We start from the raw sequence: 23,287 nt of genomic DNA, 5'->3' as shown, positions 1-23,287 counted from the left end.
AAATGATATGATTAACCAAGGATTAATTAACCCGCAAAGCATTATTGTCGTTGGGGCATCCAACAATGTGCATAAGCCGGGTGGCCGTCTGATGCGCAACTTATTAGACGGGAAGTATAAAGGAACGATCTACGCGGTGAACGCGAAAGAGGCGGATGTACAGGGCATCAAAGCTTATCCGTCGGTCAACGAAGTGCCGGAAGCCGATCTGGCTATCGTGGCTATTCCGGCATCAGCCTGTCCGGAAACAGTCGATGTATTGGTAAACCAGAAAAATGTGAAATCCATCATTGTGATCTCTGCCGGATTCGGTGAAGAGACCAAAGAGGGGGCTGTGCTTGAAAACCAGATGTTGGAAGCTGCCAATAGGGGAGGAGCCTCGCTGATTGGTCCCAACTGTATCGGTGTGATGAATGTGAACTACCATGGGGTGTTCACCCGGCCTGTTCCGGAGTTTCACCCTGAAGGAGTTGATTTTATCTCCAGTTCGGGCGGAACGGCTCTCTTTATTATGGAATCGGCGTTGCCCAAAGGCTTGCGTTTCGCTTCCGTATGGACGGTGGGTAACTCCAAACAGATTGGGGTGGAAGAGGTATTGGCCCATATGGACAAGACCTTTGATCCGGTTCTCTCCTCCAAAATAAAGATGCTTTATATCGAGCAGGTGAAAGATCCTGATAAATTGTTGTTCCATGCCTCTTCGTTGATACGCAAAGGATGTAAGATCGCAGCTATCAAGTCGGGAAGCACCGATAGCGGACAGCGTGCCGCTTCGTCGCATACCGGAGCGATTGCCAGTTCGGACTCAGCGGTGGAGGCCTTGTTCCGTAAGGCGGGTATTGTGCGCTGTTACAGCCGTGAGGAGTTGACCACGGTCGCCAGTATCTTTACCCTGAAAGAGGTGAAGGGCAAGAATTGCGCGATCATTACGCATGCCGGCGGACCGGCGGTGATGCTGGCCGACGCCTTGTCGAAAGGTGATCTGAACGTGCCTCCTATCGAAGGAAAATTGGCAGCTGAACTCAAATCACAGCTTTTCCCCGGAGCGGCCGTGGGCAACCCGATCGATATTGTCGGAACGGGAACACCGGAACACCTGGCAGCAGCCATCGATTTTTGCGAACATAGGCTCGATCAGATCGATCAGATGATGGTTATCTTCGGTAACCCGGGACTGGTGAAGGTGTATGACGCCTATGAAGTGTTGCATAAGAAGATGGAAGAATGTAAAAAACCGATCTTACCGGTTCTTCCTTCTATCGTTACGGCAGGTCCCGAAACGAAAGCCTTTGTGAAGAAGGGACATGTGAACTTCTCGGATGAGGTGACCCTGGGAGCGGCGCTTTCCCGGATTATCAATACGCCCAAGCCGGCAGGCGCGGATATTCAGCTGTATGGCGTGGATATACCGGAGATACGTCGCATTATCGACACGCTGCCGAATGGCTATTTGAGCCCTGAGAATGTGCGCGTATTATTGAAAGCTGCCAATATCCCTTTAGCGGAAGAGTTTACTTCGTCGGATCGGGAAGAATTGACTGCTTTTGCGAAAACGGTGGGTTATCCGGTGGTTGCCAAGGTGGTAGGCCCTGTGCATAAGAGCGATATCGGCGGGGTGGCTTTGGACATTCGAAGTGAAGAGCATCTGTTGTTAGAGATCGATCGGATGATGAAACTGCCGGAGGTAACAGGTATTCTTATCCAGCCGATGCTGAAAGGGCAGGAATTGTTCCTGGGAGCGAAATATGAAGAGCGCTTCGGGCATGTGGTGCTTTGCGGTTTGGGAGGTATTTTCGTAGAGGTATTGAAAGATGTCTCTTATGGTTTGGCTCCGCTTTCCTATGAAGAGACCTTCTCGATGATTCGTTCTTTACGTGGATACGATATTATCAAAGGAACACGCGGGCAGAAAGGGGTCGATGAGCAGCAGTATGCCGACATTATTGTGCGCCTTTCTACAATGCTTCGTTTTGCGACAGAGATTAAGGAGATGGATATCAATCCGTTGCTTTCAACCGAAAAAGGATTGTTTGCGGTGGATGCCCGTATCCGTATCGAGAAATAAACAACGCCAAAACATAAAAAAGCCCGTGAGATCGCTCACGGGCTTTTATCTTAATAACGTTTATATCCTGATTCGGATTAACCCTGGCAAGAGCATTTGCTGCCTGAGCCAAGCACGTTTTCGATTTTGTGCTTGTAGAGCTTCTTCGCGTTGTCGCGAGCTGCACCCAAGTATTTACGTGGGTCGAACTCACCCGGTTTGGTTGCTAATACTTCACGAACAGCAGCAGTCATAGCCAAGCGGCTGTCAGAGTCGATATTGATCTTACATACGGCAGAAGCGGCTGCTTTGCGCAGTTGTTCTTCCGGAATACCGATCGCGTCTTTCATAGCACCGCCATATTGGTTGATGGTAGCTACCTCTTCCTGTGGAACAGAAGAAGCACCGTGCAATACGATAGGGAATCCAGGAATTCTCTTTTCGATCTCTTCGAGGATGTCGAAACGCAATGGAGGAGGAACCAGGTTGCCGTTCTCGTCTTTGGTACACTGTTCCGGCGTGAATTTATTAGCTCCATGAGAGGTACCGATAGAGATAGCCAAAGAGTCGCAACCGGTTTTGGTAACGAAGTCAACCACGTCGTCCGGTTCGGTGTAGGTGTGGTGGTCAGAGCTTACTTCGTCTTCCACGCCAGCCAATACGCCTAATTCGCCTTCTACTGTTACATCGAATTGGTGAGCATATTCAACTACCTTCTTGGTCAGGGCAACGTTTTCATCATAAGAAAGATGAGAACCGTCGATCATCACAGAAGAGAAACCGGTATCGATACAGCTTTTGCAAAGTTCAAAAGAGTCGCCATGGTCCAGGTGCAGACAGATTTGCGGTTGTTCACATCCCAATTCTTTTGCATAGGCAACAGCTCCTTCAGCCAGGTAACGGAGAAGAGTCTGGTTGGCATACTTACGCGCGCCGCTTGATACCTGAAGGATCACGGGAGATTTGGTTTCTACTGCCGCCTGAACAATTGCTTGCATTTGCTCCAGGTTGTTGAAATTGAAAGCAGGAATAGCGTATTTGCCTTCCATAGCCTTTTTGAACATTTCTTTTGTGTTCACAAGACCTAAATCTTTGTAACTTACCATTGTAGTATGATTATTATGTTGGTGATTTAAAAACTGGAACAAAGATAAGAAGAATCACGCTAAAAACATGTCATATAACATAAAATAAACCATTAAAATAACACAAAATCAGGAAGTAAAGAAAAAATAAATCGCTTTTCTTTGTTTGTTCAAATGGAATCGATACCTTTGCAACCCAATTTACCGGTTACCAGACTGCTAAAAACAGAAGTATAAATTAAACAGATATAAAGCAATGAAAAAAGGTATTCATCCTGAAAACTATCGTCCGGTTGCATTTAAGGACATGTCAAACGAAGATGTATTCATCACTCGTTCAACGATCAATGCAAAGGAATCTATTGAAATCGATGGCGTTACTTACCCATTGGTAAAAATAGAAATCTCCAATACTTCTCACCCGTTCTATACCGGTAAAGCTAAATTGGTTGACACCGCCGGACGTGTTGATAAGTTCATGAGCCGTTATGGCAACCGCAACAAGAAATAATTGATTGATTTGTCTTTGCCGGCATAACAGTCGGTAACATACAATAAAAAAGAGGTTTTGGTTTTATTGGCCAAAACCTCTTTTTTTTGTGATATTTTTTTACATTTGCTTTCAACAAACTCTGACTTACTAACTGAAAACAATAAAATCATGAAAACGAAACCGACTTTTGACGAGCTGATGCTCTTAGTACAGCAACCCTTACAAGAATTTGAAGCTCGACAGGATAAAAAGAAACGGAGAAGATTAATCCGCAGAAGTATTTTATATTCGCTGATGCTTATTTGTGTAATCATTGGGTGTTTGGCTGATCAGGCATTCAATTCTATTATATTAGGAGGTGTGTTCGTTATCACCGAAGTTTTTCTGAGTTATTTTTTTCGGAAAACGGACGGGGCAATATCGGGTACGGTCATTCCGACGATCTTAAATGGCTTGCTGGGGGAAGGAGCCTATAAAGCGCGTAAAGGAATCCCCGAAAATGTAGCCAATCAGAATACCTCCCTGACCGATTACGACAAATACAATAGCTTTGAATTAATAGAGGGATCTGTCGGGAAAGCGTTTTATTCTATTGCGAATATTAGAGCAACGAAAAAAGCGAAAGATATGGAGGATCCTGATGATGTGGTTTTCCTGGGGGTTATGTTTGTCGCAAATATTGCCAAGCGTTATGATACGCGGATAACAGTCTGGGTTCCTGCATTGGTGAAAAAGAATGAGGATCAACTGCTGGAATCCGCAAAGGAGCCCTCTGATACGCCGGTGCCGGATGATGAGTTTGCCGAAGTCTGGGAGGTTATAACAGAACCGATAAGAAACGTGTTGATCTCTTTGCCGGAAGATATAACGAGACGTTTACGCATTGAATTATATGGACATCAGTTTATGATAACCGTCTCAAAGCCCTATCTGAATTATTATAGCTCTACAAAGAAATTAGTGGCTTCGTTGGAGAAAGATTATAAGCTGATTACAGCATTCACCACCATTGCGGACGATTTAAACAGCAATTCGGCTCTTTGGGGGTAATGTTTTATTTGGGCTATCGTTCCCAAAAAACACTTAACGGTATTCTCTCTCGACTAAAAAAACTATCTTTGTCATTGTTATTCGACCAAATGCTAAAGACTAAAATACATGAAAACAAAAGAAGAACTCTTACAGATCCTCGACCAGTTTCCGCTGGAGGGGAAGGCGGTGAATGCCGAACCGTTTGGAAACGGACATATCAATGACACCTTGAAAGTAACTACCGACGACGGGCAAACGAAGTATATCCTGCAGCGGATCAATCATCAGATCTTTACGAATGTGGATATGTTGCAACAGAATATCCATATCGTGACGACCCATATCCGCCGGAAGCTGGAGGGGAGAGGGGAGATGGATATCGATCGTAAGGTATTGACCTTCCTGCCGACCAAAGACGATAAACTGTATTATTTCGATGGTGATAGCTACTGGCGTGTCTGTCTGTTGATTGCCAATAGCAAGAGCTACGAAGAGGTAACACCGGAGAAGTCGTACGAGGCAGGGCTGGCTTTCGGCGATTTCCAGTCGATGTTGGCCGATATCCCGGAAGGCGCTTTAGGGGAAACCATTCCCAATTTCCACAATATGGAGTTTCGCCTGCAGCAATTCCGCGAGGCTGTTGCGGTAGATGCGGCCGGTCGTGTGGCGGATGTGCAGGAGTTGATCGGAGAGATCGAGAAACGTGCCAAGGCGATGTGCATCCAGGAAGAACTTTATCGCGAGGGTAAATTGAAGAAACGGGTGAACCATTGCGATACGAAGGTGAATAATATCCTGTTCGACGAGGATGGGAAAGTGCTTTGCGTGATCGATCTGGATACCGTGATGCCGGGATTCGTGCTTTCTGATATTGGGGATTTCATCCGTACGGGTGCGAATACCGGGGCGGAAGACGACAAGGATCTGGATCGGGTAGGGGTGAACCTGCCTGTTTTTGAGGCATACGCGAAAGGATATCTGGAGAAAGCAAGATCATTCCTGACTCCGTTGGAAATATCCTTATTGGCTTATGGCGGACGTTTGCTCACCTATATGCAGACAGTTCGTTTCCTGACCGACTACATCAACGGCGATACCTATTACAAAATTCATTATCCGGAGCATAACCTGGTGCGCACCAAAGCACAATTCAAGCTGCTTCAGAGCTTGGAAGAGCATGCGGAAGTGATGGACAACTTCCTTAAATAAATTATGAATTATGAATTATGAATTATGAGATGACAGGTCAAATCATAATTCATAATTCATAATTCATCATTTTCTTTGTGTTGTGAGGCTAACGATAATAATCGTAAGAACCGATAGAGGCAGGGCGAAAACGATCGGGTCGATGGCGAACCAAGGGTAGACATCGATCAATACCTCTTTGCCAAACAGCCAGTTGCACAAGCCGATCGGTGCTGCTTCCGCCTTATGCAGGAAGACCATGCAGAAGATACTGGCAAACGCTCCGACACCTAAACTGGCTAAAGCCCCCTGGCGGGTAGCTTTTTTCCAATAGAGGGCCGAGAAGTAGGCCGGCAGGAAGGTAGCCGCGCAGACACCCATAAAGAGCGCTGTCCCACGGGCAATGATGTTTGCGCTAAGCACATAACAGATGATATAACTCAATAGGATGGCGAAAAGCACACCGGTACGTACGCCGATCGAGGAATTCTCCCCTTTGCGGCGTCCCAGTTTCGGGAATATATCGGCACCGAAAGCACCTCCCATCGTATGGAATTGCGCGCTCAGGGTCGACATACTTGCCGACAGGATGCAGAGCATAAAGACCGCTCCAAACCAGTCGGGCATGGCTCGGTCGATAAACAACGGGATGATCTTGTCCATATCGTTCACCATATCTGCCGCCACCTTGCCGTCGTGTTCCCAGAAATAAAGGTTGGAAAGAGGCCCGATATGATAGATAACACCTACGACGAAGAAGATAAACAGGCAGCCGATCATCACGCCGCGGTTCAATTGCTTGGTGCTTTCTACCGTCATAAAGCGAACCACCAATTGCGGCTGTGCCAGACATCCGATACCAACCCCCAGGATCAATGAGCTAACCAAGGTGTACCATTGCGGAGATCCCGCCATCGGCATGGCTGTCCATCCCTGATGTCCCAATGCTTTGAAGCGCTCCGGCACGTGAGGCGCCAGGGCGGTCAGTTCACGGTTGGCTTCGGTGAAGCCCATATCCAATGTCTGGTAGAACCAGAAGAGCATAAAGGCCATGCAGGAAAACATAATCAACGCCTGCATCGCATCGGTGTACATCACTCCCTTCAAACCGCCGGTAATCACATAAGCGGCTACAATCAGGGTAAATATAAGCAATGCTAGATCCAAGTCGATCTGGAAGATCTGTTCGATAAAGACAGCGCCCCCTTTCATTACCACGGCGGCATAGAGCGGCATACCGATAAAGATGATCGCCGCGATAAATACCTGTATGGTGCGCGACTTATAATGCAATCCCAATAACTGCGCGAAGGTACGGGCACCATGCTTCGCACCCAGCTTCCGGGTGCGGCGTCCGAAGAAGATGAAGGCGACAATCACCCCCATCAGCATGTTCAGCATACATAACCATTGTATACCCATCCCGAAGGTGGCCGAATAACCCCCGAACCCGACAATAGCGGAAGCGGAGATAAAGGTAGCCCCGTAGGACAAAGCCATAACGATCGGATTGGTTTTGCGGCCTCCCAATAGGAAATCGCTCGCGTCTTTGGTGCGTTTATACCCGATATAGCCAAACAAGGCGATCAGGAACATATAGATGATGACAATAATGCCTAATACTAAATTACTCATGCTTCCGGTTCTTCAGGGTTATCATTGTCATCACTCTCTTTATTCCAATGGGTTATTCCGAACCAAACGGAAAACACCACGCAACCGATCGCCATCAGGTAGGCGATCCAAATGCCCGGATCATTTATGCCAAACATATTTTACTTGTGTTAAAGGTTAATCAAATCGCTTTCACAGATATAACCGAGGTTCTGCCGACGGATCACTTCACGTGCCGTCTCCCGGTTGTTGGTGCGCAACACCAGTATCGCTTTCTCTTTCACTGAGAAGCTATACATATATTCGATGCTTAAGCCCGCCTGTGTGAAATGGCAAATCGTTTCGGCAAAGCTGCCCGCGTGTGAATCGGTCGCAATGGCCAATACATCTGTCAGGTTGGCCGATACATTGTTTTCTTTGAAGATCGTGTAGGCCTTTTGCGGATCACTCACGATCATACGCATGATGCCATACTCCGTTGTGTCGGCAATGGTGGAGGCAATAATACGGATATTGTCCTTACCCAACAGGGCAAGCGCCTCTGTTAGTTTCCCGTATTTGTTTTCTAAGAAGATGGAGATCTGATGGACTGTCATGTTAATTATGAATTATGAATTATGAATTATGAATTATAAATTATGCATTCCTGAGCTCTTTCTCATAATTCATAATTCATAATTGTTGTTTAGTTTAACTTACGCAAGTCTTTCACTCGTACCGCTTTGCCTTCCTGTACAGGGAGAGAGCCTTTGGCTACCAGCTTCAGACGTGGTGTGAGAAGTAGCTCGTCTTTCAATTGACGGGTGATCGTCTTGGTCAGACGTTGCAATACGCTATAATCATCGGTGAAGAGATCGCTCAGTTCTACTTCGATAAGCATCTCGTCACTGTTTTTGATTGTTTCCAGTGTGATCAGATAATTACCTCCTAACTCGGGGAATTGCATCAGGATCGTTTCGATCTGGATCGGGAAGAGGTTCACCCCTTTGAGAATGATCATATCATCGCTACGTCCTTTGAAGCGGGTGATGCGTTTGTGAGTACGTCCGCAGGCACAAGCGCCCGGGATCAGCGAGGTAAGGTCGCGCGTGCGATAGCGGATAAGCGGCATCGCCTCCCGGTTGATTGTTGTCAATACCAATTCGCCGGTTTCGCCTTCCGCAACGGGTTCCAAGGTCTCCGGATTTACCAGTTCCACAATCACGTAGTCTTCCCATATATGCAGACCTTTCTGCTCCTGACATTCAAAAGCAACGCCCGGCCCGTTCATTTCCGACATACCGAAGCAATTGTACGCCTTGACGCCCAATAACTGTTCGATGCGCAAGCGTTGTTCTTCCGAATGTGGTTCGGCTCCGATGCAGATCGTTTTCAGTTGGGTGTCACGTTTGGGATCGATCCCCTCTTCATACATGATCTCCGCCAGGCGCGAGGCATAGCTGGGGATAATATGCAGGCAGGTCGTTCCGAAATCTTTGATGAATTTTATCTGGCGTTTGGAGTTTCCGGCTGCCGCAGGAACGGTCAGCGCTCCCAGTTTCTCGGCGCCATACTGGAAGCCCAATCCTCCGGTAAACATACCGTAGCCCGAGGTGTTCTGAAACACATCCGTATCGCGCAAGCCTACCATATACATACAACGAGCCACCTGATTAGCCCATTCCTCCAGGTCTTTGGCGGAATGAAGCACCACGGTCGGGTTGCCGGTCGTTCCACTGGATGAATGCAGGCGGACGCATTCCTTCAGGGGAATAGCCGCCAAGCCAAAGGGGTAATTGTTGCGCAGATCGTCTTTGGTGGTGAAAGGTAGTTTCTTCAGGTCTTCCAATGACTGAATAGAATCGGGTGTTATCCCTTTCTCCGCAAACCGCTTTTTGTAGAAAGGAGAATTAGCTGCTTGGGCGATGGTCTTTTTCAAACGTTCCACTTGCAGCTTGTCCAGGCTATCGCGATCCATGGTCTCGATATCTTTTTGCCAGTAATTCATGCTATTTTTTGTTATCTTGTGAGCAAATCTTGAATTTCAGTTGCAAATGTATCGTTTATTTTGTTAATTTACTTCATTTTTGTTACTAAAAAGCGGTTGGTGGTTATAATTTGTAGATAGATGGGTACCTCTTAAATGACACCTGTCAGCGAGGCGACGATAAACATATAGATCATCATACCGATAATGTCATTCGTAATGGTGATAAACGGTCCGGTCGCTAAGGCGGGATCAATCTTCAATTTTTCGAGCGTCATAGGAACCAGCGTACCAAACAAACTGGCAAACATCACGACGGCAAAAAGGCTAAGCGATACGGAGGTCGTGATGACGCGGTCGCCCAGTGTGAAGAAGTTATAGATGAAAACCACCAGGCTGATAATGCTGGCGTTGATCAGTGAAACGACCGATTCCTTCAGTACCTGTGTCCAGATATTCTCCGGCCGGAGCGATTTGTTAGCAAGACCTTGCACCACGATAGCCGACGATTGTATACCGACATTCCCCCCCGTTCCCCCGATCAGCGGAATAAAGAGAGCTACCTTCGGATTCGAAGCGATGCTGTTTGTAAACCCGCCGAGGATAACCGAGTTGCCCAGTCCGCCAATCATACCGATCAGAAGCCAGGGAAGACGCGCAGCTGTTTGCTGGAATATATTATCGGAGGTCTCCACATCCTGCGAGATACCGGACGCCAACTGGTAGTCACGCTCGTGTTGTTCGCGTATCTCATCCATCACGTCGTCGATGGTGATGCGTCCAACCAGCCGCCCGATGCTATCAATAACCGGCAGAGCTACCAGGTCATACTTTTCAATAGCCTGCGCCACCTCTTCGATGCTGTCGTTATCGTGTACGGCAATCGGATCTTTTTTCATCACATGCTTGATCTTCGAAACCGAAGGGTTGGTGATCAGTCGCTGCAACGGAAGGACACCGCGAAGGCGCTCATCATCGTCGATCACATAGACATAATAGATCTCATCCATCTCTTCCGCTTGCAGGCGCATCTCTTCGATACATTTGGGCATGCTCCAGTTCTCGTTCACCACGATCATCTCCGTACCCATCAACCCCCCGGCAGTGTCTTCATCATACTTCAACAGATCGACAATATCACCTGCCTGCTCCACGTCTTCAATATGCGAGAGCACCTCTTCCTGTTTCTCTTCCGGCAGTTCGCGGATAAGATCTACGGCGTCGTCGGTCTCCAGGTTGTCCACAAACCGACGCGCGATCAGTTCGGGTGGCAGTTCGCGCAAAAGGCGATGACGGGCATCCTCGTCGAGCTCCATCAATACCTCGGCTGCCGTATCCTCTTCCATCAACGGATAGAGGTAAGCACCTTCCTGAAGATTCAATTCTTCATATATTTCGGCGATATCCGCAGGGTGCAATTCTTCCAGAATCGCTTTGATCTGCTTCTCGTCTTTATCGGCTATCAGCCGTTCAACGTTTTCGAGGAATTCTTTTGTTAGTTCAATCATCGCTTTACGTAAATTTAGAAGAGACAGCTATTGCTCATCGCGTGTGGTAGCAAGGTGTGCTGCCGCTATTTTTGTTAGTTCGATAAATTGTTCAAAGGATAGTTGCTCGGGGCGTTTGTCGAAAATAGGCAACGCGTAATCCGGACAATCTTTTCCCAACAGTGGTTTCATAGAGTTGCGAAGGGTTTTTCTTCGTTGATTGAAAGAGGTTTTCACCACTGTCTTAAAGAGTTTCTCGTCGCAACCCAGGCTGGTTCGTTCGTTGCGCGTCATACGAATGACGGCGCTTTTTACCTTTGGGGGTGGGTCGAACACCTGCTCGCTTACCGTAAATAGATATTCCACATCGTACCAGGCTTGTATCAGTACGCTCAGAATGCCATATGTTTTGCTTCCCGGGCCGGCGGCCAGCCGTTCGGCTACCTCCTTCTGGATCATACCCGAACAGCAGGGAATAATGTCTTTGTAATCGAGTACCTTAAAGAATATCTGGCTGGAGATGTTATAGGGGTAATTGCCAATCACGCAAAAAGGACGATCGAAAAGGCGGCTTAAATCCAATTGCAGGAAATCGTCTGCCAGAATCTTTCCTTCGAGTGCCGGGAAATGTTCCCGCAGGTAGTCGACCGATTCCCAGTCGAGCTCCACCACTGTCAGATCGTGTCCCTCTTCCAACAGGAATTGAGTGAGTACGCCCATGCCCGGTCCGATCTCCAAAACAGGCTGTTCTTTATAGTTCTCCAGTGTCTCTGCAATGCGACGGGCAATCTGCATATCTTTGAGAAAATGTTGTCCGAGTGACTTTTTGGGTTTGACCGTTCTCATTGCTCTTTTGGGAGTAAAATGTTTGTATTCAAATATAATGTTTATCTTTGCGGGCGTACAAAAGTACAACAAAATCTAATAACAACCTTGCTCGAATGAATTTAAAGAGTACATTGCGCACTTCACTAAAGATTGTTATACCCTTGGTATTTGGGGGCCTTTTGTTATGGTTGATTTACCGCAATATGGATATCAAAGCAATTTGGGAAGTGATACGCCGTGGTGTTCGTTATGAAGTGATCGCCTTTTCTCTTCTCTTTGGTTTGCTTGCCAATGTTTTTCGTGGTTTGCGCTGGAGTTTATTGATCGATTCCCTGAAGGCGCCTCATAGTAAGAAGCGTGCTGTCGTGGCTGTCTTGGGTACCTATGCTGTCAATCTTGTCTTGCCGCGTATGGGCGAGGTGTGGCGTTGTGGCGTGGTCACCAAATACGATAAGATCCCTTTTACGAAGCTGTTCGGAACCCTGTTGATCGACCGCATTAGTGATGTCGTGGTAGTAGGGCTGATTACGTTTATTCTTTTCTTTTCAAACCTGAGTTTCTTTACGAACTTCTCTGCACGCAATCCGGAACTACTCGATAGTTTCCATTCCATCTTTACCTCGCTCTGGGTATATGTTTGCCTGTTAATCGTGATTGCCGCCGTTTGGTTTGTGTTCAAATATATGAGCAATTTCTCGCTGGTACGCCGTGCGAAAGATATGCTGAAAAACGTATGGCAGGGCGTAAAGAGCATTTGGTTATTGGAGGATAAATCGAAATTTCTTGTGCAGACAGTGATTATCTGGGCCTGCTATTTCCTTTATTTCTATGTGACCTTCTATGCGTTTGACTTTACGCGCGACCTGGGATTCCACAAAGGATTGATTGCTTTTACGATGAGCAGCATTGCCGTGGCGATTCCTGTGCAGGGCGGAATCGGCCCCTGGCACTTTATGGTCATCTCCACCCTGGTATTGTTTAATGTAGCAGAGACCGATGCCGCTGCTTTTGCTGCGGTGGTGCATACGATCCAGACCGCCTGGACCGGCTTATGTGGCTTGGCAGCTATACTGTTTCTGCCTCTGATTAAGAATAATGATAAAACACAAGCGTAACAGAGTTTCTCTCTGTTCAATATAAACCATTAAAGAGAACTTTTATGTCAGCTGAAATCAAAAATCTATCCCCCGAACATGTATGGGGTTACTTCTATGACTTAACACAAATCCCTCGTCCGACAGGACAAATGGAGGCTGTAACCCGTTATGTTGTTGACTTCGGTAAGAGCCTTGGCTTGGAAACGCTGCAGGACGAAGTCGGTAATGTATTGATTCGTAAACCGGCCACTCCGGGTATGGAGGGGCGTAAAACCGTTATCTTGCAATCGCACTTAGACATGGTGCCTCAAAAAAACTCTTCGGTGGCACATGATTTCAGCAAAGATCCGATCGACGCCTATGTGGATGGCGATTGGGTAACCGCCCGCGATACAACGTTGGGTGCCGACAATGGCATCGGTGCCGCTTATGCGATGGCGGTACTCTCTGACAACTCGTTGACGCATGGTCCGGTAGAGGCTTTGTTTACCGTCGATGAAGAGGTAGGCATGGATGGCGCATTCGGATTGAAACCCGGATTCCTGAAGGGTGAAACGATGATCAACTGCGACTCGGAAAAAGAGGGCGAACTGTTTGTCGGATGTGCCGGTGGCGCCGACTTGAATATATCATTCCAATACAAAGACGATCCATATATCCCGGAAGGTGATGTCGCTGTGAAGCTGAGCCTGACCGGTTTGAAAGGCGGACACTCTGGCGTGGATATCCACCTGGGCAGAGCCAATGCCAATAAGCTGTTGTTCCGTTTTCTCAAAGAGGCGGTGATGGACTACGGTGTTCGTCTGGCTTCGGTCGATGGTGGTTCGCTGCGCAATGCGATCCCACGCGAGGCCTTTGCTATTGTGACCCTGCCTGAAGACGAGGCGGATGTGTTCTGGGAACTGGTTTCCGACTACCAGGATCTTTATCGTTCGGAATTTGCAGGCGTAGAAGACGGTGTTTCTTTTGCCGCTGAGAAGGTGGAATTGCCGACGACGCTTATCCCTGAAGAGATACAGGATGCGTTGATCAACGCGATTGTAGGATGCCGCAACGGCGTCTTGAGCATGTTGAGCGATTTCCCGGGAACGGTAGAATCCTCTTCCAACCTGGCCATCGTGAAGTCGTCCGAAGGTTTGATCGAAGTAAAAATATTGGTACGCAGCTCTTCCGAAACAAGAAAAGCCGCCGTATGCTCCAGCCTGGAGAGTGTCTTTGCCCTGGCAGGTGCCCGCGTAGAAGAGGGCGGTGCTTACAATGGCTGGCAACCCAACATCAATTCACCCATCCTGCAGGCCATGCAAGCGACCTACGAAGCGCTGTACGGTCGGAAACCTGCCGTGAAGGTGATGCACGCCGGCCTGGAATGTGGTATTATCCAGGGGGCTTATCCTACGATGGATATGGTGTCGATCGGTCCTGATCTGGAATTCCCGCATTCACCCGATGAACGTGTGAATATCCCGAGTGTAGCCAAAGTGTGGGATTTCCTCAAAGCTACGCTGGAAAGAGTCTGATCTCTTCGGGTATATACCCGCTACGGATGCGCCATTCCTGGGGATAGAGATTATTGGCCCGGTTGCCGATGTTCTTTACAAAACCCAACGGATGGCCTTTGTAGCTGATCAGGTGATAACCTTTCGCCGCCTCGGGTGGCAATACAAGTATTTCCTTTTTTAAATAAGCGATAGCCTCTTCCCAACTCACCTCCGTGATCGGGAAGAGGTTTTTGTTTTGTCTGACGCTTAGTGCCAGGGCATGCGCCGGAATAATATCTTTCCCTTTCACCTCTCCGAGGGTTATGCCGGCGGAGATCGTTCGTAGTTTGGACGTTAGTAATTGAATCTCTTCTTTATAAGCCGTCGGAACAGCCCGGATAATGTCTCCATTTATATGCAGTTCAAACGCTTCAATATCGTTTATCCATTCCCGCACCTGGGGAGGAATGGCTTGACGGGCATTGTTTTTCTCTCTTTTTTCTTTCCCTTTGGCCGGGCGACGGGCAGGAAGATCGCCTTCCGGCTTACGCATAACGGCCAGGAAGAATCCCTCTCCTTGGGTTTTGTGCGGCAGAAAACGGTAGACCGGATGGTCGTGGATCAAGGCACCTGTCACCTGCCACGCCTCAGGAATAGTAAGCGACAGACATTCGGCGCCCAGCTCTTCCGCAAAGAAATGGATATTCTCTTCGTTCTCTTCCGTGTTGTATGTGCAGGTGCTGTATATTAACAGTCCCCCCGGCTTCAACGCCTCCCATATATCTCCTACGATACGTCGTTGCCGGGCAGCGCAAAGGGCCACGTTTGCCACGCTCCATTCTGCTATGCTGGCCGGATCTTTGCGAAACATGCCTTCGCCCGAACAGGGCACATCGGCTACGATCACATCAAACAAGGCGCCCAACCGTGCAATCTCTTCGGGGTCGTTGTTGGTGACGATGGAGTTTGGATTCCCCCACTTGGCTATATTCTCCGCCAGGATATGGCTGCGACTACGGATCACCTCGTTGCTGACCAACAGGCTGTCTTCGGGTAGGACTGCTGCCAGGTGTGTCGATTTTCCGCCCGGCGCGGCACAAAGATCGAGGCAGCAGACCGGCCTGTCGACCCATTGGCGGATCGCCTGCTCCAGAAACATCGAAGAGGGCTCCTGCACATAGTAGGTCCCGGCATGAAACAAGGGATCAAAGGTGAACGAGAGCCGCTCAGGCAGGTAATACCCCGTTTCTGTCCAGGGAATCCGTTTCATATCAGGCATTTGAGCTTGTTTGTCCGGATTGATCCGGATACTGACAGGCGAGGCATCATTCAATGCCTCTTCAAAAGCCGGAAACTCATCCGACAACAGCTCTTTCATCCGTTTCACGAAATCGGCAGGGAGATCTATTTTTTCTTGCATGTGTACGCTTCTCTTAATTCTTAACTATATAAAACCAGTCCAGCCACCCCAGCCAATAGGATCATCAGGATCGGATGAATCTTTAATTTCCAGGTCATTCCAAAGGCGGCAGCGAAGATAATATAGCTCTTGTAGTCGATAAAGTTCTCGTGATTCATCAGCATCAGGGCGGCAGCCGCTATCAGGCCGACCGTAGCCGGGCGCAATCCGACAAAAGCCGCTTCCACATATTTGTTGTTCTTCACGCGCACAAAATAATAGGAGATCACCAATACGAGGATAAACGAAGGAAGGCATACGGCAAAGGTGGCCAATGCCGAGCCCAGCACGCTGACCGACATGGAATAACCCGCGTTATGGATCGCCGTATAACCGATATAGGTGGCGCTGTTGATGCCAATCGGGCCGGGTGTCATCTGGGAGATGGCGACAATATCGGTAAACTCCTGCAGACTGATCCAGCCATATTTATCGACCACCTCCGCCTGGATAAGCGAGAGCATCGCATAGCCCCCGCCAAAACCAAAGAGGCCGATCTTCAAATAGACATATAGGAGTTCCAACCAGATCATATCAATGTTTCTTTATTTTCTCCCCGATGAGGAAGGTATACCCCAGACCACCCAGTATGGCAGCCAAAACAATCCAGACAGGCGAGAAGCCTGCCAGCCAGATCAGTGACGCGGCAATCACCGGAATAAGCAATATCCACCCCTTCAATCCAAGCGTGCGAGCCGTGGTAATCACCGGCACGGCAATCAACGCCACCACCGCCGGACGTATGCCTTTAAACACTCGCTCGACGATCTCATTGTCGGCTACGCGTGTGAAGAAGAGCGCGATGAATAATATAATCAGGAAAGAGGGCAAAATGGTACCCAGGGCACAGACCATAGCGCCCGGCAACCGCCGTATCTTATACCCCACAAAGATGGATATATTGACAGCAAAAACGCCCGGGAGCGACTGGGCCACCGAGAAAAGATCGATAAACTCCTCCTGTGTGATCCACCCGCGGCGCACCACCTCACGCTCGATCAATGGAAGCATCGCGTAGCCTCCACCGATCGTAAACAGGCCAATTTTGGCGAAAGTAAGGAAGAGAGTGAACATCTTAATTATTAATTGTTAATGGTTAATGATTAATTATTTGTTTACGTTTTGGAACTGCTCAAAAGGAGGGGAGAGGAGCAGAAATAGATATTTGATCTTTCCCTTCGGCTAAGCGATTTCCACTTCGTTCCAATTCATAATTAATAATTAACAATTAATCATTGCCAAGCGTTTTTTGATACGCCCCTTCCTCATGAATAAGTCGGAGGGCAGCCTGGAGACTATCGTTTTCGTCGTTGATGATCTGGAAATATTCGTTCATCTCATACATATCGCGGGCAACCAAGGCTTTTAGCTGCAGGGTGATCAATTCCTTGGCCAGGTTGAATTGCTCCTCGTCGTACTCGATATCTGCTTCTGTGGCCAGCCGGATCAATTCGTCGATCATACGCTGCGGCACGACAAACTCCTTTTTGTACACACTGAAGTCTTTGTATTTACGCGTCATCTCCTTGCGGTTCTCATCCAGGTAGTTCATAGCCACCCGGTTGACGAGGCCGGCAGCCACCACCTTGCGGTGATAGAGTGATGACTTGGTCGTATCGACCGGCACGAAGATATCGGGCATAATGCCACCGCCGCCATACACCACGCGGTCGGTTACCAAGGTGGTAAACTTCATCGAGTCCGGGAAATGAATGCTGTCGGCACTCATCAGCTCGCCCCGGTTATAGCGGTCGATCAGGTCGTGGGCATAGTCTTCGCCCTTGCCATTCTCATAGGGTTTCTGAATCGAACGACCGGCCGGCGTGAAATAGCGGGATACGGTCAGGCGTATCATCGAACCATCGGGCAGCGGGATAGGTTTTTGCACCAATCCTTTGCCGAACGTACGACGCCCCACAATCACACCACGGTCCCAGTCCTGGATCGCACCGGCTACGATTTCGCTGGCAGATGCCGATCCCTCGTCGACCAGAACAACCAGTTTCCCTTGCTCAAAGTCGCCACGAGGGGTTGCTTTTCCCTCTTCACGGGGCTGTTGGTTGCCTTCGGTATAGACAATCAGTTTACCTTTATCCAGGTATTCATCAGCCAGGTCGATCGCCACATTCAGGTATCCCCCGCCATTGCCCTGCAAGTCCAGGATCAAATCCTTCATGCCTTTCTTCTGCAGTTTAGCGAAAGCCTCTTTGTATTCCTCCATCGATGAAAGAGCAAAGCGGTTCAACTTGATATACCCGGTGGTCTTATCGACCATATAGGCAGCATCCAGGCTGTACACCGGAATCTTATCGCGGATAATGCGGAACTTCAACAATTCACTATCACGTCCACGTTGTACGTCGACCGTCACCTCCGTGCCTTTCTTTCCCCGCAGGCGCTTCATGATATCGTTGGTTTTCATATTCACACCGGCCACCAAGGTGTCGTTAACCAGAATGATCCGGTCGCCCGCTATCAGCCCTACCTTCTCCGACGGTCCGCCGGGAATCACCTGTATCACATACAGCGTGTCGGTCAACATATTGAACTGAATGCCGATGCCATCGAAATTGCCCTGCAAAGGTTCCGTCATCTCTTTGGTCTCTTCCGGATCCATGTAGTTGGAATGGGGATCCAGTTTCTCCAGCATGCCCACGATGGCATCCTCTACCAATTTCTTCTCATCCGCCGGATCGACGTATAGATTGGAAATAGCGTAGAGGGCCAGTTGCAGCTTACGCGCATTCATATTATTCTGGTTCTGGGCCAAGGCCGAAAAAGCCATGGCGCCCAATAGGCACATACATACGATTCTCTTCATTTTTCTTATTCCTAAATGGTCAATAAAGTCCGGTCTCTTTCGGGACGAACATGGATATGTCTTTTCCGTAATGCAACAGTTCGCGCACGATACTCGAACTGATATGGGTATGTTCCGGTTCGGTGAAAAGCAGGAATGTTTCGATTCCGCTGAGTTTCCGGTTCACATCGGCTATACTTTCTTCGTATTCAAAATCGTTTACCGTCCGTATTCCGCGCAGGATAAAGCGGGCGCCCACCTGTTCGGCAAAGTCGACCGTCAGCGAATCATATGACATCACCCGGACACGCGGTTCCTCCCGGTATAAGTTTTCGATACCCTCCAACCGCTTTTCCAACGGAAAGTAGGTCTGCTTCTTCTCATTGATGCCAATGGCGATGATGATCTCATCCATCAGTTCCAGCCCCCGTCTCACCAGGGATTGATGTCCAACGGTGAACGGGTCGAATGTGCCGGGGAAAAGCGCGATACGTTTAATCATGCTATATCTTCTTCTACAACCAGGTTATCGATGATAAACACCTGGCGTTCCATGGTGTTTTTGCCCATATAGAACTCAAGCATATCTTTTACGGAGTCCTCTTTCTTCATGGTAACGGGGTCGAGGCGCATATCGGGTCCGATAAAGTTGCGGAACTCATCCGGTGATATCTCACCCAACCCTTTGAATCGGGTGATCTCCGGATTCTTGCCCGCTGCCTTGATCGCCGCCTGGCGTTCCTCTTCCGAATAGCAATACCAGGTCTTCTGGCGATTGCGCACGCGGAACAAAGGTGTTTGCAGGATATACACATGCCCCCCTTTGATCAGGTCGGGGAAGAATTGCAGGAAGAAGGTGATCAACAACAGGCGGATATGCATCCCATCCACGTCGGCATCCGTGGCAATGATCACCTTATTGTAGCGCAGCCCTTCCAGGCCCTCTTCGATATTGAGTGCTGCCTGAAGCAGGTTGAACTCTTCGTTTTCGTAGACGATCTTCTTGGTCAGTCCGAAGCTATTAAGCGGCTTCCCACGCAAGCTGAACACCGCCTGCAGGTTCGGATCACGGCTTTTGGTGATCGATCCGCTGGCCGAGTCACCCTCGGTGATAAAGATGCAGGTCTCCTCTTTCTTGTCGCCCTTCGCATCGTTCAGGTGCAAACGGCAATCGCGCAGCTTCCGGTTGTGCAGGCTTGCCTTCTTGGCTCGTTCACGCGCCAGTTTGGTGACACCCGCAATCGCTTTGCGCTCCTTCTCCGATTCCGTGATCTTCTTCAGCATCGCTTCCGAGGTATCCGGGTTTTTATGCAGGTAGTTGTCAAGCTCTTTCTTGATAAAGTCGCCGATAAACTTAGCCACCGTCGGCCCTTGCGGCCCCATATCTTTGGAACCCAATTTGGTTTTCGTCTGGCTCTCGAAGACCGGTTCTTCCACTTTCACGCTGATAGCCGCCACGATACCCGCGCGGATATCCGAATATTCAAAGTTTTTTGTGTAATACTCCTTGATAACGCGTCCCAACGACTCGCGGAAGGCCGAAAGGTGTGTCCCGCCCTGCGTGGTATGTTGCCCGTTGACAAACGAATAATACTCCTCTCCGTACTGGTTGCTATGCGTGATCACCACCTCGATGTCTTCCCCCTTCAGGTGAATAATCGGATAGAGGGCATCGGTGGTCATATTCTCGTTCAACAGATCCACCAACCCATTGCGCGAATAAAACTTCTTCCCATTGAAGAGGATTGTCAAGCCGGAATTGAGGAATACATAGTTTTTCAATAGATTCTCAATGAATTCCTCTTTGTATTGGTAGTCGCGGAAGATCTCTTTGTCGGGCACGAAGTAGGTCATCGTGCCATTACTCTCTTCGGTATGCTTAATATCTTTTTCTTCGGTCAGGATCGCCCGGCTAAACTCCGCCTGCTTCCCTTCGCCATCGCGGTAGCTGGTGATCTGGAAATAGCTGCTCAACGCGTTGACCGCCTTGATACCCACCCCGTTCAGACCGACCGATTTCTTGAATGCTTTGCTATCGTATTTGGCGCCTGTATTCATTTTGCTGGATACGTCGATCACCTTGCCCAAGGGCACACCGCGCCCATAGTCGCGCACGGCAACGGTGCCCTCTTCTATGGTCACCTCGATCGTCTTCCCGTAGCCCATCATGTATTCGTCGATGGAGTTATCGAGCACCTCTTTCAATAAGACATAGATGCCATCGTCCGCATAACTGCCATCGCCCAGTTTACCGATATACATACCGGGGCGCCGGCGGATATGCTCCATCCAGTCTAAGGTTTTTATATCTTCATCATTGTACGCAGTTTCGTTCTGCAACATGTCATTCAATTCATTCATAAAAAATATTCACTCTTAATTGCTTTTACGCCTTCGGTTAAGCGATCTTTGATTCTTCATTCTTTATTCTTCATTCTCTTTATATATGCCCGCCGCGTCTTATGGTGTTCTTTGCGGAAATAGTCCCATTGTGCCTGTACGGCGCTATTGGTCTCCAGTTCCGGATTGCTTTCGGCATAGGGCACGCCTAAGCGTTTATAAATCGGGATCAGGTCATTAAACAACAAGGCATTCACCCCTTTGTTCTGGTATTCGGGCAACACACCGGCCAGGTAGAGGTCGACCAGTTTAGGCTTCGACATCAATGCTCTCAACAGATAAAACCAGCCAAACGGCAGCATACGCCCATTCGCTTTTTGCAAGGCCTTCGACATATTGGGCAGCGAAATACCGAACCCGACCACCTCATCATCCTCTTCACGGAGAATAACCGTGACCAACTCGAAGCGAAGCAGGGGGATATATTTAGCGACATAATAATCGATCTGCTTCTGGGTCAGCGGTGCAAACCCGTAGAGCGGTGCAAAGGCAGCATTCAATGCCTTGAATATCTTTTGCGCATAAGGCATCACCTCTTTGGCATTCTTGAATTTCTTTACCTGGAGCCCATATTTCTTTTTCACCAGCTCCCCAATGCGCAGATGCTTTTCGGGTACCTCCTCCGGGATATAGATCTTGAACTCATGCCAGTCCTGGTCTTTCACAAAGCCCAGGCGCTCGATGTGCTCGGGATAATAGGGATAGTTGTAGATCGTAGCCATGGTGCTCAACTGGTCGAAACCCTCCACCAACATGCCTTCGTTGTCCATATCGGTGAAGCCCAACGGGCCATGCAACGCCTCCATGCCTTTCGATAGCGCCCACTTCTCAACGGCAGCAAACAATGCGGCTGATACTTCCGGGTCATCGATAAAATCAACAAAGCCAAAACGCGCGTTTTTCTCTTTCCACACCTCATTGCTGGGATGGTTGATGATGCCCGCGATTCGCCCAACGATTTTGCCCTCTTTATAGGCCAGAAAACAAATAGCATCACACACTTCGAATGCCGGATTTTTCTTCCTGTCCAGAATTTCCATTTCATCCGATATCAACTCAGGCACCGCATAGGCGTTGTCTTTATACAAATCGATATTAAATTTCACAAAGTCTTTTAGTTCCTTCCGTGTAGTGACTTCTTTAACCTCTATACTCATTGACTTTTATTTTACGGCAAATTTATATAAATTATTCGGTTATCTCATCCTTTTTGCCGACAAGATGGCGAGCAGCTTTTGGCGGAAGATTTACGAGGGAACGAGGAGAAAGGAACGAGGAGAAAGGAAAAAGGAGAAGGGAGAAGGGGGCGTCTTCAGATTTTGTAAGATGGGAAGATTTTCCAAAGCGAGCGCAGCGAGTGGCCATAGGCCTCTCTTTTGCCGTTCGATTTATCGAACGGTTTTAAGATGTAGGCAAAGCCTTTACCTCTGTGGGTTTCAACCCCTGCCATACTGCTTTTAAGCAGGTTAAAACCCAGAGCGGTATCCGGACAGGTCGGAATTTCATCAACCGGCAGTTGAAACTGCCGGCAAAAGAGAGGCCTGCGGCCGCTCACTGCGCTCGCTTTTGAAATCAAATTTTGGAAGATAGGGAGGTTTCTTAGTGATAAAATAGTATCAAAATTTCTCCTCCTTAGCAAAGGAGGAGTACCCGAACGCAGAGAGGGGGAGGTGGTTTGGCGTAACTTTTTGTGTATGGTATGTTGTTGGCAAATAGACATATATACATAAGATCAAACCACCTCCCGGCTCGTACCTCGCCGTACTCCTCCTTTGCTAAGGAGGAGAAATTTTGTCACTACTTTTATATTCTTTATGGTTGTAAAATCTTCAATTTTCCTCCAATTTGAATATAACCCCAGCGCCACCTGTGCCAACCCTTTCTCCCTTTCTTCCTTTCTCCCTTCTCCCTTCTCCTTTCCCCCAAAAACACCCAAATACAAAATGTAAGCAAAACCGCCCTTTTGCCTTACAATATGATACGTTAAAAAGTGTTACTCGCGGGACTAATTTTAAATACCCCTACGTTTTTGGAAAAATACTCCCGCGTTTTTGACAATTTGTCAAATCACATTTACCTTTGCCCAATAATAAATTATTTCATAAAATTCAAAACAGCTTCTTAATCACCCTATGAAACAACCCATTTTATTCCTGCTATTTTTGGCCTTTTTGGGCAGTTGCGCCTCCGGAGGAGGTCGCCATTCCGGGGAAGAGATCATTTTCCCCGAAGAGATCCACCTACAGGCGGAGGTGATTACGTTGGATACGGCTCTTTTTCGTTATCCCTACCGCATCTCCATTGTCGATGACATCG

Annotated in this window: 20 protein-coding genes and 1 pseudogene; 7 read left to right on the top strand and 14 right to left on the bottom strand. The window is 48.3% G+C overall.

The genetic code is table 11. From position 1 onward, the window contains the following. Positions 1–7: 7 nt before the first annotated feature. Positions 8–2,065 carry an acetate--CoA ligase gene (locus M2134_RS14365; protein WP_280752132.1) on the top strand — a complete coding sequence of 686 codons (2,058 nt, stop codon included), beginning with the start codon at positions 8–10 and terminating at the stop codon, positions 2,063–2,065. Positions 2,066–2,142: 77 nt separating this feature from the next. Here the strand turns inward: M2134_RS14365 and M2134_RS14360 are convergent, their stop codons facing one another. Further along, on the bottom strand, positions 2,143–3,150 hold the full coding sequence (locus tag M2134_RS14360) for a class II fructose-bisphosphate aldolase (protein ID WP_280752131.1): 1,008 nt from the start codon (positions 3,148–3,150) through the stop codon (positions 2,143–2,145). A gap of 235 nt (positions 3,151–3,385) precedes the next feature. Here M2134_RS14360 and M2134_RS14355 point away from each other — a divergent pair, with 235 nt between their 5' ends. The 3 genes from M2134_RS14355 to M2134_RS14345 all read left to right on the top strand — a co-directional run bounded on the left by M2134_RS14355 (position 3,386) and on the right by M2134_RS14345 (position 5,863). Further along, a complete protein-coding gene (locus M2134_RS14355) occupies positions 3,386–3,640 on the top strand; it encodes a type B 50S ribosomal protein L31 (protein ID WP_280752130.1) in 255 nt (84 codons plus the stop codon). A gap of 150 nt (positions 3,641–3,790) precedes the next feature. Then, positions 3,791–4,672, top strand: a complete 882-nt coding sequence (locus tag M2134_RS14350; protein ID WP_280752129.1) for a hypothetical protein — start codon at positions 3,791–3,793, stop codon at positions 4,670–4,672. A 108-nt stretch (positions 4,673–4,780) separates the two neighbouring features. Further along, a complete protein-coding gene (locus tag M2134_RS14345) occupies positions 4,781–5,863 on the top strand; it encodes an aminoglycoside phosphotransferase family protein (RefSeq protein ID WP_280752127.1) in 1,083 nt (360 codons plus the stop codon). Positions 5,864–5,929: 66 nt separating this feature from the next. Here the strand turns inward: M2134_RS14345 and M2134_RS14340 are convergent, their stop codons facing one another. From M2134_RS14340 to rsmA, 6 genes are all read right to left on the bottom strand, one after another. Further along, positions 5,930–7,477 carry a sodium:solute symporter family protein gene (locus tag M2134_RS14340; RefSeq protein ID WP_280752126.1) on the bottom strand — a complete coding sequence of 516 codons (1,548 nt, stop codon included), beginning with the start codon at positions 7,475–7,477 and terminating at the stop codon, positions 5,930–5,932. Beyond that, positions 7,474–7,614 (bottom strand): symporter small accessory protein, encoded by a 141-nt coding sequence (locus tag M2134_RS14335; protein WP_280752125.1) that lies wholly within the window; start codon positions 7,612–7,614, stop codon positions 7,474–7,476. Before M2134_RS14335 ends, M2134_RS14340 begins: the two co-directional genes overlap by 4 nt. Before the next feature lie 12 nt (positions 7,615–7,626). Further along, on the bottom strand, positions 7,627–8,052 hold the full coding sequence (locus M2134_RS14330; RefSeq protein ID WP_280752124.1) for an acetolactate synthase: 426 nt from the start codon (positions 8,050–8,052) through the stop codon (positions 7,627–7,629). 89 nt (positions 8,053–8,141) lie between these two features. Continuing rightward, positions 8,142–9,443 carry a phenylacetate--CoA ligase gene (locus M2134_RS14325; RefSeq protein WP_280752123.1) on the bottom strand — a complete coding sequence of 434 codons (1,302 nt, stop codon included), beginning with the start codon at positions 9,441–9,443 and terminating at the stop codon, positions 8,142–8,144. Between the two features lie 131 nt (positions 9,444–9,574). Then, positions 9,575–10,930 carry a magnesium transporter gene (mgtE, locus tag M2134_RS14320; RefSeq protein WP_280752122.1) on the bottom strand — a complete coding sequence of 452 codons (1,356 nt, stop codon included), beginning with the start codon at positions 10,928–10,930 and terminating at the stop codon, positions 9,575–9,577. A 27-nt stretch (positions 10,931–10,957) separates the two neighbouring features. After that, positions 10,958–11,755 (bottom strand): 16S rRNA (adenine(1518)-N(6)/adenine(1519)-N(6))-dimethyltransferase RsmA, encoded by a 798-nt coding sequence (rsmA, locus tag M2134_RS14315; protein WP_280752121.1) that lies wholly within the window; start codon positions 11,753–11,755, stop codon positions 10,958–10,960. Between the two features lie 95 nt (positions 11,756–11,850). On the opposite strand from rsmA, the gene M2134_RS14310 reads away from it, so the two are divergent. Further along, complete coding sequence (locus M2134_RS14310; RefSeq protein ID WP_280752120.1) at positions 11,851–12,852, top strand: lysylphosphatidylglycerol synthase transmembrane domain-containing protein; 1,002 nt, start codon at positions 11,851–11,853, stop codon at positions 12,850–12,852. A gap of 44 nt (positions 12,853–12,896) precedes the next feature. Then, the gene (locus M2134_RS14305; RefSeq protein ID WP_280752119.1) at positions 12,897–14,351 is read left to right on the top strand and encodes an aminoacyl-histidine dipeptidase; all 1,455 of its coding nucleotides are present in this window, start codon (positions 12,897–12,899) and stop codon (positions 14,349–14,351) included. Here M2134_RS14305 and M2134_RS14300 read toward each other — a convergent pair. The 7 genes from M2134_RS14300 to M2134_RS14270 form a co-directional block, all read right to left on the bottom strand. Further along, complete coding sequence (locus tag M2134_RS14300; protein WP_280752163.1) at positions 14,332–15,720, bottom strand: rRNA cytosine-C5-methyltransferase; 1,389 nt, start codon at positions 15,718–15,720, stop codon at positions 14,332–14,334. The genes M2134_RS14305 and M2134_RS14300 overlap by 20 nt on opposite strands. A gap of 32 nt (positions 15,721–15,752) precedes the next feature. Beyond that, positions 15,753–16,304: a chromate transporter gene (locus tag M2134_RS14295; RefSeq protein ID WP_280752118.1), complete on the bottom strand. Its 552-nt coding sequence runs from the start codon at positions 16,302–16,304 to the stop codon at positions 15,753–15,755. A 1-nt stretch (position 16,305) separates the two neighbouring features. After that, on the bottom strand, positions 16,306–16,845 hold the full coding sequence (locus M2134_RS14290) for a chromate transporter (RefSeq protein WP_280752117.1): 540 nt from the start codon (positions 16,843–16,845) through the stop codon (positions 16,306–16,308). A 154-nt stretch (positions 16,846–16,999) separates the two neighbouring features. Next, positions 17,000–18,592, bottom strand: coding sequence for a S41 family peptidase (locus M2134_RS14285; RefSeq protein WP_280752116.1), 1,593 nt, complete (start codon positions 18,590–18,592; stop codon positions 17,000–17,002). Positions 18,593–18,611: 19 nt separating this feature from the next. Then, on the bottom strand, positions 18,612–19,073 hold the full coding sequence (gene coaD / locus M2134_RS14280; protein WP_280752115.1) for a pantetheine-phosphate adenylyltransferase: 462 nt from the start codon (positions 19,071–19,073) through the stop codon (positions 18,612–18,614). Then, positions 19,070–20,932, bottom strand: a complete 1,863-nt coding sequence (locus tag M2134_RS14275; RefSeq protein WP_280752114.1) for a DNA topoisomerase IV subunit B — start codon at positions 20,930–20,932, stop codon at positions 19,070–19,072. Before M2134_RS14275 ends, coaD begins: the two co-directional genes overlap by 4 nt. Positions 20,933–20,988: 56 nt before the next feature. After that, complete coding sequence (locus M2134_RS14270) at positions 20,989–22,128, bottom strand: hypothetical protein (protein WP_280752113.1); 1,140 nt, start codon at positions 22,126–22,128, stop codon at positions 20,989–20,991. A 975-nt stretch (positions 22,129–23,103) separates the two neighbouring features. Between M2134_RS14270 and M2134_RS14265 the strand changes: the two are divergent. After that, positions 23,104–23,287, top strand: a pseudogene (locus M2134_RS14265) (hypothetical protein); the annotation flags it as partial.

It is taken from the genome of Parabacteroides sp. PM6-13 (assembly GCF_029892605.1).
Classification (GTDB): Bacteria; Bacteroidota; Bacteroidia; order Bacteroidales; family Tannerellaceae; genus QVMG01.
The sequence above is the reverse complement of the archived record's forward strand: the minus strand, read 5'-3'. Positions and strand labels throughout refer to the sequence as shown.

Bases quoted from the DNA above. Each gene is read 5' to 3' on its own strand.
- M2134_RS14330 (WP_280752124.1), bottom strand. From the start codon at position 8,052: ATGACAGTCCATCAGATCTCCATCTTCTTAGAAAACAAATACGGGAAA.
- M2134_RS14305 (WP_280752119.1), top strand. From the start codon at position 12,897: ATGTCAGCTGAAATCAAAAATCTATCCCCCGAACATGTATGGGGTTAC.
- rsmA (WP_280752121.1), bottom strand. From the start codon at position 11,755: ATGAGAACGGTCAAACCCAAAAAGTCACTCGGACAACATTTTCTCAAA.
- M2134_RS14310 (WP_280752120.1), top strand. From the start codon at position 11,851: ATGAATTTAAAGAGTACATTGCGCACTTCACTAAAGATTGTTATACCC.
- M2134_RS14335 (WP_280752125.1), bottom strand. From the start codon at position 7,614: ATGTTTGGCATAAATGATCCGGGCATTTGGATCGCCTACCTGATGGCG.
- M2134_RS14285 (WP_280752116.1), bottom strand. From the start codon at position 18,592: ATGAAGAGAATCGTATGTATGTGCCTATTGGGCGCCATGGCTTTTTCG.
- M2134_RS14355 (WP_280752130.1), top strand. From the start codon at position 3,386: ATGAAAAAAGGTATTCATCCTGAAAACTATCGTCCGGTTGCATTTAAG.
- M2134_RS14325 (WP_280752123.1), bottom strand. From the start codon at position 9,443: ATGAATTACTGGCAAAAAGATATCGAGACCATGGATCGCGATAGCCTG.
- M2134_RS14290 (WP_280752117.1), bottom strand. From the start codon at position 16,845: ATGTTCACTCTCTTCCTTACTTTCGCCAAAATTGGCCTGTTTACGATC.
- M2134_RS14270 (WP_280752113.1), bottom strand. From the start codon at position 22,128: ATGAGTATAGAGGTTAAAGAAGTCACTACACGGAAGGAACTAAAAGAC.
- M2134_RS14365 (WP_280752132.1), top strand. From the start codon at position 8: ATGATTAACCAAGGATTAATTAACCCGCAAAGCATTATTGTCGTTGGG.
- coaD (WP_280752115.1), bottom strand. From the start codon at position 19,073: ATGATTAAACGTATCGCGCTTTTCCCCGGCACATTCGACCCGTTCACC.
- M2134_RS14345 (WP_280752127.1), top strand. From the start codon at position 4,781: ATGAAAACAAAAGAAGAACTCTTACAGATCCTCGACCAGTTTCCGCTG.
- M2134_RS14295 (WP_280752118.1), bottom strand. From the start codon at position 16,304: ATGATCTGGTTGGAACTCCTATATGTCTATTTGAAGATCGGCCTCTTT.
- mgtE (WP_280752122.1), bottom strand. From the start codon at position 10,930: ATGATTGAACTAACAAAAGAATTCCTCGAAAACGTTGAACGGCTGATA.
- M2134_RS14360 (WP_280752131.1), bottom strand. From the start codon at position 3,150: ATGGTAAGTTACAAAGATTTAGGTCTTGTGAACACAAAAGAAATGTTC.
- M2134_RS14340 (WP_280752126.1), bottom strand. From the start codon at position 7,477: ATGAGTAATTTAGTATTAGGCATTATTGTCATCATCTATATGTTCCTG.
- M2134_RS14275 (WP_280752114.1), bottom strand. From the start codon at position 20,932: ATGAATGAATTGAATGACATGTTGCAGAACGAAACTGCGTACAATGAT.
- M2134_RS14350 (WP_280752129.1), top strand. From the start codon at position 3,791: ATGAAAACGAAACCGACTTTTGACGAGCTGATGCTCTTAGTACAGCAA.